13 protein-coding genes are annotated in these 14,381 nt (G+C 34.3%); 11 read left to right on the top strand and 2 right to left on the bottom strand.

What is annotated here, in order from left to right:
* Positions 1 to 160 precede the first annotated feature (160 nt).
* The 3 genes from AC4CVF_RS00590 to AC4CVF_RS00600 all read left to right on the top strand — a co-directional run bounded on the left by AC4CVF_RS00590 (position 161) and on the right by AC4CVF_RS00600 (position 1,938).
* A complete protein-coding gene (locus AC4CVF_RS00590; protein ID WP_419329175.1) occupies positions 161 to 961 on the top strand; it encodes a hypothetical protein in 801 nt (266 codons plus the stop codon).
* 102 nt (positions 962 to 1,063) lie between these two features.
* Positions 1,064 to 1,558, top strand: coding sequence for a hypothetical protein (locus AC4CVF_RS00595; RefSeq protein ID WP_336954679.1), 495 nt, complete (start codon positions 1,064 to 1,066; stop codon positions 1,556 to 1,558).
* A 68-nt stretch (positions 1,559 to 1,626) separates the two neighbouring features.
* The gene (locus AC4CVF_RS00600; RefSeq protein WP_336954686.1) at positions 1,627 to 1,938 is read left to right on the top strand and encodes a putative quinol monooxygenase; all 312 of its coding nucleotides are present in this window, start codon (positions 1,627 to 1,629) and stop codon (positions 1,936 to 1,938) included.
* Here the strand turns inward: AC4CVF_RS00600 and AC4CVF_RS00605 are convergent.
* Positions 1,935 to 2,153 carry a DUF6500 family protein gene (locus tag AC4CVF_RS00605; RefSeq protein WP_419329177.1) on the bottom strand — a complete coding sequence of 73 codons (219 nt, stop codon included), beginning with the start codon at positions 2,151 to 2,153 and terminating at the stop codon, positions 1,935 to 1,937. The genes AC4CVF_RS00600 and AC4CVF_RS00605 overlap by 4 nt on opposite strands.
* Before the next feature lie 193 nt (positions 2,154 to 2,346).
* On the opposite strand from AC4CVF_RS00605, the gene AC4CVF_RS00610 reads away from it, so the two are divergent.
* The 3 genes from AC4CVF_RS00610 (at position 2,347) to AC4CVF_RS00620 (ending at position 5,684) form a co-directional block, all read left to right on the top strand.
* Positions 2,347 to 2,535 (top strand): hypothetical protein, encoded by a 189-nt coding sequence (locus tag AC4CVF_RS00610; RefSeq protein WP_336954677.1) that lies wholly within the window; start codon positions 2,347 to 2,349, stop codon positions 2,533 to 2,535.
* 676 nt (positions 2,536 to 3,211) lie between these two features.
* On the top strand, positions 3,212 to 4,462 hold the full coding sequence (gene apbC / locus AC4CVF_RS00615; RefSeq protein ID WP_336954676.1) for an iron-sulfur cluster carrier protein ApbC: 1,251 nt from the start codon (positions 3,212 to 3,214) through the stop codon (positions 4,460 to 4,462).
* 343 nt (positions 4,463 to 4,805) lie between these two features.
* The gene (locus tag AC4CVF_RS00620) at positions 4,806 to 5,684 is read left to right on the top strand and encodes a 5'-methylthioadenosine/S-adenosylhomocysteine nucleosidase (RefSeq protein WP_419329179.1); all 879 of its coding nucleotides are present in this window, start codon (positions 4,806 to 4,808) and stop codon (positions 5,682 to 5,684) included.
* Positions 5,685 to 5,712: 28 nt separating this feature from the next.
* Here AC4CVF_RS00620 and AC4CVF_RS00625 read toward each other — a convergent pair whose 3' ends face one another.
* Positions 5,713 to 6,264, bottom strand: coding sequence for a DUF2062 domain-containing protein (locus tag AC4CVF_RS00625; protein ID WP_336954673.1), 552 nt, complete (start codon positions 6,262 to 6,264; stop codon positions 5,713 to 5,715).
* A gap of 455 nt (positions 6,265 to 6,719) precedes the next feature.
* Here AC4CVF_RS00625 and AC4CVF_RS00630 point away from each other — a divergent pair, with 455 nt between their 5' ends.
* The 5 genes from AC4CVF_RS00630 to AC4CVF_RS00650 all read left to right on the top strand — a co-directional run bounded on the left by AC4CVF_RS00630 (position 6,720) and on the right by AC4CVF_RS00650 (position 14,378).
* On the top strand, positions 6,720 to 7,313 hold the full coding sequence (locus tag AC4CVF_RS00630) for a LysE family translocator (protein ID WP_336954672.1): 594 nt from the start codon (positions 6,720 to 6,722) through the stop codon (positions 7,311 to 7,313).
* A 139-nt stretch (positions 7,314 to 7,452) separates the two neighbouring features.
* Positions 7,453 to 8,022, top strand: coding sequence for a dCTP deaminase (gene dcd / locus AC4CVF_RS00635; RefSeq protein WP_056515236.1), 570 nt, complete (start codon positions 7,453 to 7,455; stop codon positions 8,020 to 8,022).
* A gap of 325 nt (positions 8,023 to 8,347) precedes the next feature.
* Positions 8,348 to 9,736: a hypothetical protein gene (locus tag AC4CVF_RS00640; protein ID WP_419329181.1), complete on the top strand. Its 1,389-nt coding sequence runs from the start codon at positions 8,348 to 8,350 to the stop codon at positions 9,734 to 9,736.
* Positions 9,737 to 10,406: 670 nt separating this feature from the next.
* Complete coding sequence (locus AC4CVF_RS00645; RefSeq protein ID WP_336954665.1) at positions 10,407 to 11,936, top strand: hypothetical protein; 1,530 nt, start codon at positions 10,407 to 10,409, stop codon at positions 11,934 to 11,936.
* 258 nt (positions 11,937 to 12,194) lie between these two features.
* Positions 12,195 to 14,378: a hypothetical protein gene (locus AC4CVF_RS00650; RefSeq protein ID WP_490788752.1), complete on the top strand. Its 2,184-nt coding sequence runs from the start codon at positions 12,195 to 12,197 to the stop codon at positions 14,376 to 14,378.
* Positions 14,379 to 14,381 lie beyond the last annotated feature (3 nt).

A 14,381-nucleotide genomic window follows, 5' to 3' on the forward strand; every position in this document is an offset into this window, starting at 1 on the left:
AAGTTAATGCAAGGGCATTGATTTTAGCGTAATTGCTATGAAGATGCACAACAGAATAGGTGAATTCTTTTCAAATGTAGATTTTTATGCTTATTCTTATAACTGCCAATTCATTATTATAGAATGGTGTATTCGTGTATTTCCCAAGAGCAATAAATCTATGATTGATGATGAATATTTTGATGATGACCAGCCTGTAATCCGTATTCCACAAAATCAAAATAGTAAAAATCTAATTGAAAAAAATATTCTGAAACAAGCTGAACGCTATTTTGAAGATATTTCAGAAAATGAACATCAGTATCTTATTGAAACACTCAATGGGTTTGCTCAGGAGGAGGCTTATTTTGAAGTTTTAGCCAATCAATTGAATCAGCCTGTTGGGACTAAAATTGCCAATGACGCTCTTAATCTATTGTATTTTTGGCAATTGATACATGAAGCTAAAGATATTACTCAGTTTAATCTTTTAGATGTGATCAACAGTGAGTTTTTTCAGTCTGAAATGTTTAAAGCTTTTGATCAATTAGCGTTGGGCGAGCAGAAGCCACAATATCAAGCTGTGTTAGAACAAAGCTTTAAACTCTATCAATTAGAGTTGTATGCGGGATGTATTCCATTGCTTTATGCCCAATTGGAAGGTTTGTTAACAGCTGTTTTAGTTCAAAATGGTTATTTAAAACAACAGGACACCAAGTTTATTGATGTCTATAAAATCGTTCCTGGGTTAAAAGGTCATGAGATTAAAAGTTTGTGGCATAAAGCTAAAATTGCCAATGAATTGAATCATTATTTTTTAGAGTTGGCTGCTTATAAGATGGATAGCAGCTCAACGGTAAGCATGACACGGCATAACATTCTACATGGTACAGATTTGAATCATTTTAATCAGGAGCGCAGTTTCGTATTGTTTATTTGGCTGTTTGCGGCAGTCAGTTTTATGCGAAATGTCCGATCATAAAGTTCGAATCGTGATGATTCTTCACCTAAACTTCACATCCTAATCAAACACGCTACATTTTAATTTTAGAAACTAACACCAAGATCGAAGAAGGAGAAAATCATGCGGTCTTGGTATGTATTTGTTGCCTCAGCAATTGCCAGTTTGGCGGCTGTTCTCAGTTTAGTTGTGCCATTTTGTTTTTTTCTATATTTTTATCAAGGTGATTTATTTATTTCGGCTTCAGAACGAAGCCCAACACAGGGTATTCAAGTCGTGTTTTATCTCACCCCGTTTTTTCTGCTGGTCGGGTGTTTTAGCTACACAGTTATTTTTAAAGTATTTAAAGCACCTCAAAAAATCATCGAAACAACACAAATTATAAAATCTATAACTTTGATCTTTATCATGATGCTAAGTTTTTTATTCTTAGTTTTATGTTTAGATGGTGCTCTATATAGCTTTATCGAGGTATTGAGTTATTTAATTTTGGTTTATTTACTGTTATTGCTCCCGTTTTGTATAGGTTTAAGCTTCGGAAATGCTGTTTACTTAATTTTAAATAAAAAATTTAATACTCAGAAGATATTTAGAAAACAAGTGCATCATTGGGTTTAATTGAATGATTGCCTATAGGTTAACATTTCATGTTATGTTCAAGCTTTGATATCAATAAGAAATCATCCATGCTTAAACTGATTGCCGAAGACTTTATCCAAGTGGATAAAATTGATTTAGTTTTACCATTATATAAAGAGTTAGTTGAGAAAACCAAACAAGAAGCAGGCTGTATTGCCTATGATTTATATCATGATTTACGCAACAGAGGGCATTTTGTATTTATTGAGGAATGGATTGATCGTGCTGCTTTAGACGCCCATGTTCAATCCTTCCATTTTCAGGATTTAGTTCCGAAAATTGATCAACATAGAAGACAAGATGGAATTTTTACCCATATGCAGCATTATGATGAATTGTTTAAAAAAATGAATACTTAATCTTCATTTTTGATCATTTTCTTAATTTTTATTGCCTTTTCAAAATGATCAAATTGATGGGTTTTAATCCACCATTCTGCCACTTGCATTAAGGTTTCAGGATCATCATTTTTATTGGCAAAGAATGCATAAAAGGATAAACCAACATCATCTCCCTTTTTGGCAATTTTATCATTACAGACTCGGATAATTTTTTCTTTCATTATTTGTTGCATTAAATAGACTCAGTGTTTGTTTTAATTGAAGGATTTTTCAATCAATCAGAATAAGCTATTTTATTCATTTTGAAACAAAAAAACACATCGATACAAACTGTGTATGAATTGTTAAAGAAATGCATCTTTTTACATTTTATGGAGTTTCTGTTGTTATAACTAGGGTGAGACTTAATTAAATAGGAAGAAAATCATGACAAATTTAGACGATTTAAAAAACAAAGCTTCTGAAGTAATTGATGACGTTAAGTTAAAAGCCAAAGAAGCAAAATTAGGTGCTGAAAAGGTTGCAGATGACCTCAAACATAAAGCAAAAGAAACACTGCTTAAAGGTGAACAAGCTGTAAATGATTTGAAGCACAAAAAAGATGATGAAAATTAAATGGAACAATCACTGAACAGCGTCACGCTGTTCAGTGATACCTTGTAGTTAATATTTTTTACAAATCCACTCAATTTCATAAATCTAATTATTCACCACAGTAAAACTATCATTTAAATGATCAATCTCATAGGTATAGTTAGATACTGTCACTGTTGTTTTCTTTTTGTACGTTCATAAGTGTTCATTGAAATTGGAGATTGGTCAATACGTGATGACATTTCCGTCAAACTATCACCTACAGAAACCAATTGTGCTTAATGCTTAAGATGTACGTACGCAGTTGGAAGTTGTAGACGTTCTAGCAAAAGCTAAACTTGAAATGATTAAAGATAAAAATAATAGAAACTCCATAGATTGATCTTATTATTGTCAAAAATTATATAAAGTTGTTATTGACCCAATGTGACTATAGCTATTTTTTTATCCAGTATTTGTATGGGAATTATTAACACAGAGTTTGCCATAGAAATCTAAATGATAAAAACTAAAAGTTCATTCTGAACAAGCAGATAAAATAATTAAAAGGACTATTTTGGATATTAAAACCAACTAAATAAGTAGGATTAATAACGACATTCAAAAAGCTGAATAGAAGTTTACTTAACCTCACGTCAATTTACAGTTAAACTAGCTGTCTCAGTATTTATTGTATTTGCAAATTTGGAGCAAATCTATGTCGTGGCTTTCTTCGCTTAAATCAGTTTTTTCTCCTGCACAGGAGGTGAAAGAGGAAGAAGTCCAATCTGTTTTGCAAAACTATATTTTGCCAAATTCCAGTGTTTTAAAAGAACGTATTACCCAAGTCAATGTTGTAGGTCGGGTATTACAACTGACAATTAATACTTATCCTGAAGAAGCAGATCATTTACAAAAAATTCATGATGATCTTGCAGATGAATTGGAGAAGTGCGGTATTCAAGAGTTGAATCTGCATGTGATTCAACAAAAAATTCAACATGATTCGAGTTGTGCTAGTGATCAGCATGGAAAAGCAGGACATAGTTGCTCTTCAAAGCCAAAAGCTGAACACACTAATCTTCCTCCTGTTGTTGATGCTTCTGCTAAAATGGCAAACACACAAGTAGATCCTAATAATCCGCCAATTCAAAAAGCAGCACCACAACAACGAGATATTCCAAAGCATCCTCGAATTCAAAATGTCATCCTTATATCATCGGGTAAAGGTGGTGTGGGTAAATCAACCACCACAGTAAATATCGCATTGGCTTTGCACAAACTAGGCTTAAAAGTCGGGGTTTTAGATGCTGATATTTATGGTCCAAGTATTCCAACAATGTTGGGGAATGCAGGACAAACACCTAAAATTGAAGGTGAAAATTTTGTTCCACTAGAAGCTTATGGAATGGCGGTACTTTCGATCGGTCATTTAATTGGGAAAGAAAATACGCCAGTTGCTTGGCGTGGTGCAAAAGCTACAGGTGCATTGATGCAACTGTTTAATCAAGCGCTATGGCCTGATTTAGATGTTCTAGTCATTGATATGCCACCTGGTACAGGAGATATCCAATTAACCCTTGCCCAACGTATTCCTGTGACAGGTGCCGTGATTGTGACAACACCTCAGAATGTTGCGTTAATGGATGCAGTTAAAGGTATTGAATTGTTTAATAAAGTACATATTCCTGTCATGGGGGTTGTAGAAAATATGTCAACGCATATTTGCTCAAACTGTGGTCATGAAGAACAAATTTTTGGTACAGGTGGTGGAGATCAATTGTCTGAGCAATATAATATCCCGTTGCTGGGTCGATTGCCTTTAAATGTTCAAATCCGTGAAAATGCTGATGCAGGCAAGCCTTCTGTAATTGCAGGAGATGTTGCTGCAGAAAACTATATGGCTATTGCTGAAAAAATTGCACAAGCTTTACCTAAAGCCGAAAAAGATCCACATAGAATTTTCTAAGAATCAACTTCGAAAGCGTCCTCTCTTTATTTTAGAGACCGAATTAAAGAGAGGAAAATTGAGAATGAATCAATGAAATATTTAAACTTACTCGATAATAAGATTTTATACGCACTGCCCATTTTTAGTATCCTTAAAAATCAAATAATTAATGCTAAATATGAGGAGTAAGGTAAAATAGGGCTAATCAGCGTACTATGCTAAAATGATTAAAAATATTCTTAATTCAATAATAGAATTTAAATCATCTTCTCTTTAATATCGATATAAAAATATAGAAAATTGATCAACTGGTATATTCATTGCTTAGGTATAATTTCTAATTTAAACCATTGAGTAGACCATGCTATTAAAAAATTTTTTATGTGCTTTGGGAATCTGTAGTTCGATGTTCTTGGCTGCATGTAACGATAGTGATTCAGATAAAACAAGTTCTAATTCAACGACCCAGAAAACTTTACAACCCATCGTCATTCAAGGTGCATTACCTGTAGAGTCTGAGCAAATGGCCTCAAAACTAAGCAATTCTACAGTTGAAACTTTTGGTGGCTGGACGTTTTGGAAGGGTAGCTATCAAGGGTATCCTGTGATTATCTCTAAAACAAGAATGGGAATGAGCAACTCTGCTGCTGCAACAGCAATTGCGATTGAACGTTATAAACCCATCGCAATTATTAACCAAGGAACATCGGGTGGCCATGATCCAGATCTTAATGTCTATGATATTGTTTTAGGTCGTTACACCACCAATATTGGTGCATTTAGAACACCTAAAAAAGCTGTTGGAGAGGGTTCGAATTCTCTTGAATGGACAGAAGCTTTTGATGTGCTTCCTACGGATGAGTCTGATCCTGAACCGATTGCGATTCGTAAATTTGAAGCAGATAAAGAGCTGTTATTGGCAGCGCAGCGTGCAAAAACTAATTATAGTAAGGGTCGTGTGGTTGAAGGTACTATTGGTTCAGCTGATGTATGGAACAATGAATTAGATCGAATTGCATTTTTCCATAAAAATTATGGCACTTCTGTAGAGGAAATGGAGGCGGCATCGGTAGCACAGATTGCCAGCCAATATAAAGTACCATTCCTTGGTGTTCGTATTTTATCGAACAATATTACCAACGGGGGCGCATATGACCCAGGTACTGGAGAAGCATGCCAGCATTATGTTTTAGATATCGTTGTTGAATACATGAAAGCTAAACAAGCCACTTTGAAGTAAAGCTTTACCAGAATAAGTTGGAGCTTGCTTAGAGAGTATTTGGCTGCTTTTTACGGTTATTCCACTTCTTAATCACGCTCCAACGCCAATAAATACGTGTCACAATAAAGAGTAGCGATGCAAATACAAATGCTTCAATAAACAAACCCGTCGCAAGAATTTTAGCTAGGCTAAAGTCAATATGTCCGTGTCCAAAGTTTTTGATCCAATGAATGATTTGATGGAAAACGCCGAGTAGCATTTCCTTATTGATCATATGTACATGATAAATTTTGGAACCAATCCAAAAGGCAAAAATCAAAATCGGGACAATGGTTAAGGGATTCATGATCCAAGCTAAAATTAAACCAATGGGTAGGTTTGCTTCAAAGAATAATACTGAAAAAATAATTAATAAGGTGTGGAATGGAATAGGCAAGATGCCCCAAAACGTGCCAATAAACATTGCCTTAGAAATCGATTTTCGATTGACATACCAAAGCTGAGGACTTAAGGCTTTATCGCCAAAAATCTTCATGAATTTCAAATTGTTGACTCGCTCTGGACTCGGGAGCCAAGACTGAAAAAAATGCTTTGCCATAAAAGTAGAAAATGCAAGAAAGGTCACTATTGTGCATCAATGTAGATAAAAACGACAACCTTTCTGACAAAAACCTAATGAGTAAGGGAAAAATATGGATAAAGAATAGTCAATAAAACTGAAAATTTACTTAAAAAAGCCCTCTATTCGTAACTAGGTCTGCCTATATTGGAACTACTTCTTATTTTATGGCTAATTAATGTTCTATTTTGGAATAAACATACTGATTTAAAAGATATTATTATTAACTTTTAAGTTTAAATTTGGACATAAAGCAGTATTTCTTCGACCAGTGACTTTGCAGTTTTTATCGGATTTTAAGTTATCAATGCATTGAAAATTAAATGTATTTTAATTTGGGATAATGTTCTTTAATAAGTTCTCTTACAATTATTTTTTTGCCAATTCAATTTAAAAGATTTAATCTGCGGTCAATCCATTGATGAGGTCATTTGATGATTTCATGGTTTTTTATTGGCTTGGTGGTGACGATTCTTTTGACACCAGGACCAACCAATACGCTTTTAGCATCTTCTGGGATTCAAGTTGGAATTAGAAAATCTCTTGCATTAATTCCAGCAGAAGCACTTGGCTATCTGATCTCCATTTCGATTTGGGGATTAATTATTGGATCTGTGTCTAAACAGTTTCCAAGTGTACCTGTTATTCTTAAATTATTTAGTGCAGGTTATATTTTATTTCTTGCTTTAAAATTATGGCGTACAGCAAATCGAGATGAAAACTTTAGTCATGCGACAATTCGGGCGCGTGAGTTATTTTTTGCAACCCTTTTAAACCCGAAAGCACTTCTTTTTGCTTCCGCAATTTTCCCAACATACGTTTGGCAAAATGCATCTGCTTATACTTCACATATGTTGGTGTTTTTATTGTTAATCATCCCCATTGCATTTTTTTGGACATTTATTGGTTCTGTAATTTGCAGTAATAAAGTGACGTGGCTCAATCAGCGCAATATGCAAAGAACTGCATCTTTAGTTTTAGTGAGTTTTACTGTACCTCTGAGCTATTCAGCACTTTTAAGCCTTTAAAAATCGATGTTAGTTAAACTTAAGTTTGTACGTTTACTTACAGACTTGGGTTGCTCTATTTCGTCATAAACATTCCTTTCAAAAGCAATTTCAGTTAAAGTACAGCGCAGTAAATAGCACAGTTTTGGGATAGAGATAAATGGCAATTAAGTCTGATCGTTGGATTCGTGAAATGAGCGAAAAGCACGGTATGATTGAACCTTATGCAGAAAACCAAGTGCGTTATGATGAACAAGGTGAAAAGCTAATTTCTTATGGCGTATCTAGCTATGGTTATGATGTACGTTGTGCACGTGAGTTTAAAGTCTTTACCAATGTTCACTCTGCCATTGTAGACCCTAAAAATTTCGATGAGCGTAGTTTTATCGATATTGAGTCTGATGTCTGTATCATCCCTCCAAATTCATTTGCATTAGCACGTACAGTTGAATATTTCCGTATTCCTCGTAATGTTTTGACGATCTGCTTAGGTAAATCGACTTATGCTCGTTGTGGTATCATTGTAAACGTCACACCTCTTGAACCCGAGTGGGAAGGTCATGTAACATTAGAGTTTTCAAATACAACGAATTTACCTGCACGTATTTATGCTGGTGAAGGTGTTGCTCAAATGCTGTTTTTTGAATCTGATGAAGTCTGTGAAACTTCTTATAAAGATCGTGGTGGTAAATATCAAGGTCAGGTTGGGGTAACCTTACCTAAAGCTTAAATTAAAAAATGAGATGAAAGAAGCAAGTGTATATCACTTGCTTCTTTATGTGTTCACCAACATAATAAATATGATTTAGACATTATTTTATAATAAAAATTTTATAATAGAATGAGAGTTAAGTTTAGTTAAATAAAATTTTAATTTATGTGAAATTATTGTTTTTTATCGGAAAATACAAATTTTTATTCGGTCTGAATTTCGATCTATGATACAAATAAACATTAAATCTAAATGTAATTTATATCATGTTATTTATTCTTATCTCGAAGGGTAATTTAACATAAGTAATAAGGTCAAGCTTTGCTAAGGATGGAAGCGTAAGATGTCCCAAAGAAAATATTTAAGTTTTGTATTGCTAGCATTGAGTGGTTTAGGGATAAATGCTACTTATGCTGCAACATTACAAGCACTGACTGATGAGCAATTATCAGAAACGACAGGTCAAGCATTGATGAGTTTGACGTATACAGCACCTACAGATGCTAGCAATCTTGAATCTCAGCGAGTGAATGGTGCGAAAAATGTTGGTTTTTATAAATTAGGCTTAGAAGCAGAAGTATCAATAAATGCGAACATAAAAAAATTACAACTTGGTTGTGGTGGTATGAATGGTGCTGGAGATTGTGACATTGATATTGATAATTTAAGTTTGAGCGGCTTAAAATTAAATAGTGACGGGAATGTCGCTATGACTAACGAAGAAAGAGCCTCTTCAGATGCAGTACTAACTAATCCATTTCTTGAGTTTGCAATAAAGAACCCGGATAAAGCGTCTACAAGGGAAATAGTTGGTTTACGATTAAGTGCTGATAAAATAGTCGGTCTATTGTCGGCTGGAACTAATAATAATACACCTAATGGAATCAATACATTATCTGGTTTCATGCAAATTAGTGGGTATGGTACAGCAACGACCGCGCAATCAACGTTTGGTTTAAAAAATTCTGAACAAGTTACATCTTATGCGGATGTAAATGTTTTACCTCCGTTGTGTACTAGTGGTTGTGGTAGTAATCAAAAGTATACAGCTGGTAATGTGAACAGTGATAATAAAGGAATTGTGATTCCTTCACTAAAAGCAGACTTTGTTATTAATAATGCACAAGTACTGGGCAATCGTATGAAGTCAGCAAATGTACTAGCTGTCACGGATATTCCTGCTATTCCTTTGACTGAAACAGCTGGGCAATTAGGTGTTCATATGGCTGATTGTATTAAGATTTTAGGCATATGTGCAAAACAAGATACTTTTATTAAACTAAATACAAATCTAGTTAATTTAAAAGGGGATATTCAGTTTAGTGAAGGGTTAGGCTATATCCATAATATACCAATCAGTAGTGCAGGTTATTTGTCATTGCAAGCGGGGCAAATCCAGTGGCCCGGAGCTAAAGAGGTTGCTCAAAATGGATGGTGGTTATCTATGCAAGATCCAATTAATTTAGGTAAGTTAAACCCGCAAGGAGAAGTTGATATTTCTTCAGTATATAGCCAAGTAGCGTCAATTTTAGGTACATATCTTGCTACTGCACCTTATAAAGTTTCAGTTGATAGTGCTGATGGTATAAATGCATTATTTGGAAGTGGTATTACAAAAACATTGCCAAATATTGATTTAAGTGGTCAACGAGTAAATATACCTTTGTCAAATCTGATCTTGACTTCTCAAAATGTAGTATCGAACTGCTATGGCTCATTAAAATTCTGTTAGTTTTATCACGTTATAGCGATTTCAAAAAGCTTTAATATTTTGATGAATTAATTTTCTGTATAAATATTTTAAAACCCACTTTTGTGGGTTTTTATATGTTAAATACGATTACCGCAGATATCTTTGGTGTTGGAAGAGTATTTTAAAGTCAGTTAGTGGCTGTCAAAGATAAGTGTTTCCATTGGCTGATAAGTTCCTGTAAATAATACTAGATAGCTATCTATAAGACCAAAAATTTAGAAACTGATTCTTATAGTGCTGTATTATTAATATAGTCTTTATCTACACCATTTAAATTTATTCCAATTTGTTTTGAATCTTGCTCTAAATAAAAACCAATTCTGAATAGCCATCGATTTTATAGACGTCCTTAGCTTTGGGTTGATAGTTGAATTTGCGTGGATTTTTCCTTGTAATGAGTTTTAGAGTTTTTTTATTTTATAGCATCATAATTTTTCAATAAAAATTACAATCATTTTGTCGGAAATTTAGTCTTAACAGAAATATATTGTGATAGATTAATCACAATATATTTCTCTATTGAAAACTAAAATACATTTTTGTAGCGCTAACAGCCTAAATTTTATGAGATTTATCTAAGAACTGGCTGCGTTATTAAAATAATAGAGATTCACAATTTTGAACATAGTCTAAGGATAAGGAGATGTTCATGCTGAAAATAAAGCCTTTATGTTTAACACTTTTTTCTTTAAGTGCTTTTGCAGTATTTAATGTATACGCAGAACCTACAACTTTAAAAAGTATGTCAGATGAACAACTGTCTGAAACCACAGGCCAAGCTTTGATGAGTCTAGCTTATCTTGCACCAAATGATTCTACTAATTTAATGAGTAAATATAGTAGTGGTTCAAACGTTGGTTTTTATAAACTTGGACTTGAAGCAGAAATGGACTTAAATGCAAATATTAAAAACTTGCAGCTAGGTTGTGGTGGTGCAAATGGTGCTGGTGCATGTGATGTTGATATTAAAAATTTATCATTGAGTGGGTTACCTGCAAATTACGATTCCTCAAGTGGTAATTCCCCTGATTTCGGAAGTGCGGGTCGAGCATCTACTAGCGCAAAATTAAGCAATCCATTCATGGAGTTTGCTGTAAAAAATCCAAACTCCGCTTCAACTCGTGAAATTGTTGGTTTACGTTTTAGTGCTGAAAAAATTACGGGGCTTTTAACAGCAGGTTTAACCAATGGAAGCACTCCTTCTTCAACAGATGGCATCCAGTCACTTAGTGGCTTTATGCGTATAGCACAGACACAAGGGGAAGTTGATACTTTAGGTGGTAAATTTGGTTTGGTAAAAGATCAATCAATTGGTGGAAATATTAAGTTATTAGGAGGGGCTATAAATAAATGGATTCAAAGTTATCCAAATGCACAAGACAATATACTCAATGGTACAACAGGTATTACTGTTCCTGAAATTAATGGAGTAGGTTTCACATTACCATCATTTCAGGTAAATGGTTCTCGACTAAATGCTGCAATAGCAAAAGATATTTTGTTAACACTTCCTTCAATTCCTTTGGCAACTCCTGATAATTGTACTGGAGGGGCAACATATTGTAATCAATGGGCAAATGATCAATTAAAAGTAAATTTAAGAGATACGGGTAATCATAATGCTGAGTCATGTATTTTATGGTTATGTGATGCAACTTTCAAAATGGGTCAAGGTTCAAATTTAAGTAATTTAAATTTAAATGTAACTTTTAATCAGGCTTTAAGTATGTTTCATAATATTCCATTACAAGGAACAGGTGGTTATTTAAGTTTGCAACAAATGGCTTTACTATGGCCAGGAAGTTATGTGGATTCATCTGATACTACTGGTAAGACATTAAACCAAATGACAAAAACTGATGTTGCTCAAAAGGGGTGGTGGATGTCTTTTGCTGATCCTGTGCAGCTAGGCTATTTAAAAGGTGGGGATAAAGTTGACATTTCTCCCGTTTTGCCACAATTAGCAGTTCTGATTACTAAACAATTAGCAGATAATCCAATTGATTTAGGACTTGGAGATGCAATTACAGCATTAGTCAGTGCGCCAATTACCAAAACTCTGAATATTGATATTGGTCCATATACGGCCACAAATCCAGCAAGATTAACACTTCAAAATTTAAAATTAACGAACCAAGAAGTTTCAACCAACTGTTATGGTTCTTTAAAATTTTGTTAACCCAACTATTTGAAGATCTATAAAGCAATAGCGTTAAAGGCTATTGCTTTTCATTGTCTACGAATATTCGTTTATCGGAAAATCGTATATTTTACATAAAAGACTTTGTCATAATAAAAAATATTGCATAATATAAAATGTGATATAGATAACAAAACTGTATGAACAAGGGAAGATAATTTTATACAGTTGAAGTGAAAATTTAAGAAATAAAATAAAATATGGTGCGGAGCATCGTATAACACAGGAAGGTCGTGGATGACTACACTCAATTATACGGTAAAATTTCATAAAACCGTTTTAGCGAGTTTTATTGGCTTATTGATCAGTCAATCTTGCTTCGCACTTGAAGAAATGTCAGATGAAAAGTTAAGTAATACAACGGGTGAAGGGATTGCCTTACTTCCTCAAGATGCTTATATGGTTTTTCGTGGCGTTGGTGTTAATGAAACAGCTACACAATTATTAGATCGAACTAAAGATACGGGATCTATTAACTATATTCCTGTTGGACCATTAAGTCTTACGGCCGCAGACACTAATAAAAATAACAGCATTGATTCTGGTGATTTGGCTGTAGGAAAAGCGGATTTATTTTTATACGGTTTAGCACTTTCTAAAGCCAATGATGCAGATCCAAATGATATCAATGAACGGGTGGGAATGCTTAAAAATACTTCAGGTGTTGCAACAGCAATTAATGCAATCAAAAGCTGGGGAACTGCAACTAATCCTTGGATTTTGAAAGTAGATACGATGGATGCCGTGCCAACATTTACGCCAGATATTGCAGGTGGCTCAAAAAATACGGACACAGGCAAAGTCACTTATTTAGCTTTAGAAGCACCTGCTTTTGAGACTGGAACATTGGATGCCGAGGGTTCAGATGCTTATAAGCTTAAACTAGGGATGTGGGCAGATGCTTTTGTCCGAAATCCAAACAAAAAAGATGGTGATCCAAACCAGTTCCAATATGGAACAAGTACAGGCACTCGAGGTAATGGAACCGAAATAACAAATCGAGAAAATCGGATTCGGTTGCAAGCAATTTGGAATAACTTTAGTTTAAATGGTAGTAAAATTCAGTTATTTCAAACTTTAGAGGGTGCAACTAATACTGGTGGTTTGAGTCCATTTTATAATAAAACTTTGGGTTTGGCTGGTGTAATCCGTTTAAATAGTGGTGATGCTGCTAATTTGAAATTAAAAACAACAGACATTGCATCTGAAAGTATGAGTGCAATTTCTACTAATACTCTCCATGCAGGAGCAAATTCGACATTAAGTACATCTTCAACAGGGAATTGTGGTAACAGTGGTACAGGAGCGATTAGTAATGGTTCTGGTGTTGGGTGTCAATATATAGTTCAAAAACGAACACGCACTGATTCGAAAACGTTAACACGTAGTTGGGATTTACCCGCAGAATATCAAAATAGAGTGTTACGTTTAAGCACTCAAGAAACCACAGATACTAATTTACTGTACACACCAGCATTAGATACTTCTGGAAATGCAAAAGCACCAACATTTGCAAAAGACGAAGGTATTTTTATTTATAATTTAAATACCAACTTGGTTTTAGGTTCTTTGTATCAGCCTTTAATTTTAGGATCTGATGGTAAGAATTTTAGTTTGGAAATTGCACGTATTCCAAATAAAGAGTCGATCTATAAAAAGATTTATACGGATTATACTGGAGCCGATTCATCCTATTTGGGTTCAACTTGTAATATTTACCAATGTGGTACTTCAACTATTTCAGGCTATCAAGGCAATAATGCAACCCACAGTAGTATTAGTATCGGAACTGTTTATAGTGATGATGGTGGAAAAACTTTAAAAGCATATACAGGAGCAGATGCTGTAGGGGTGTCTTTTGGCAATTTAGTAAAGTCAAGTACTGTTTCAAATACATTAACAACTAATGAAATAAGATATGCTCAGCGTCAATTACAAAGTCAAACATGGCTTCAGAATAGTCGATGTTCTACTACTGGTATTTTTGGATGTAGTAATGTCACATCAACATCTGGAACATTAACTCAGTGGCAATATAACAATGGTTCTAACTGGGTTAATTCATTAACTGGATCGCAGACTAAGCCAAATGATGCAACAGCTTGTGGTACAGGTTTTGGTGCAAGCAACTCTTGTAATAATTTTCCAAATCCAAACCCGAATACAACTGAAATAAATGCTACTACAGCGAACCGTACTTGGTCTGATACAAATTTAAATGGTGCAGCTTGGCGTACAGCTTCAAATACAACAGTTGATAATTTTATAGGATCGGGTAATGGAATTACAGGGGCGACAATATTAAACAATAACATGGCTCAAACACCAAATATACCAGGGACACCCTTGAATAATTTAGGTTCAGCCTTAATTGATGGAATGCTGATTCAGCATATGAAAATAACCACCAAAGGCTTATAAGAT

The organism is Acinetobacter sp. LipI_19 (genome assembly GCF_058242925.1).

Bases quoted from the DNA above. Each gene is read 5' to 3' on its own strand.
- AC4CVF_RS00590 (WP_419329175.1), top strand. From the start codon at position 161: ATGATTGATGATGAATATTTTGATGATGACCAGCCTGTAATCCGTATT.
- AC4CVF_RS00595 (WP_336954679.1), top strand. From the start codon at position 1,064: ATGCGGTCTTGGTATGTATTTGTTGCCTCAGCAATTGCCAGTTTGGCG.
- AC4CVF_RS00600 (WP_336954686.1), top strand. From the start codon at position 1,627: ATGCTTAAACTGATTGCCGAAGACTTTATCCAAGTGGATAAAATTGAT.
- AC4CVF_RS00605 (WP_419329177.1), bottom strand. From the start codon at position 2,153: ATGCAACAAATAATGAAAGAAAAAATTATCCGAGTCTGTAATGATAAA.
- AC4CVF_RS00610 (WP_336954677.1), top strand. From the start codon at position 2,347: ATGACAAATTTAGACGATTTAAAAAACAAAGCTTCTGAAGTAATTGAT.
- apbC (WP_336954676.1), top strand. From the start codon at position 3,212: ATGTCGTGGCTTTCTTCGCTTAAATCAGTTTTTTCTCCTGCACAGGAG.
- AC4CVF_RS00620 (WP_419329179.1), top strand. From the start codon at position 4,806: ATGCTATTAAAAAATTTTTTATGTGCTTTGGGAATCTGTAGTTCGATG.
- AC4CVF_RS00625 (WP_336954673.1), bottom strand. From the start codon at position 6,264: ATGGCAAAGCATTTTTTTCAGTCTTGGCTCCCGAGTCCAGAGCGAGTC.
- AC4CVF_RS00630 (WP_336954672.1), top strand. From the start codon at position 6,720: ATGATTTCATGGTTTTTTATTGGCTTGGTGGTGACGATTCTTTTGACA.
- dcd (WP_056515236.1), top strand. From the start codon at position 7,453: ATGGCAATTAAGTCTGATCGTTGGATTCGTGAAATGAGCGAAAAGCAC.
- AC4CVF_RS00640 (WP_419329181.1), top strand. From the start codon at position 8,348: ATGTCCCAAAGAAAATATTTAAGTTTTGTATTGCTAGCATTGAGTGGT.
- AC4CVF_RS00645 (WP_336954665.1), top strand. From the start codon at position 10,407: ATGCTGAAAATAAAGCCTTTATGTTTAACACTTTTTTCTTTAAGTGCT.
- AC4CVF_RS00650 (WP_490788752.1), top strand. From the start codon at position 12,195: ATGACTACACTCAATTATACGGTAAAATTTCATAAAACCGTTTTAGCG.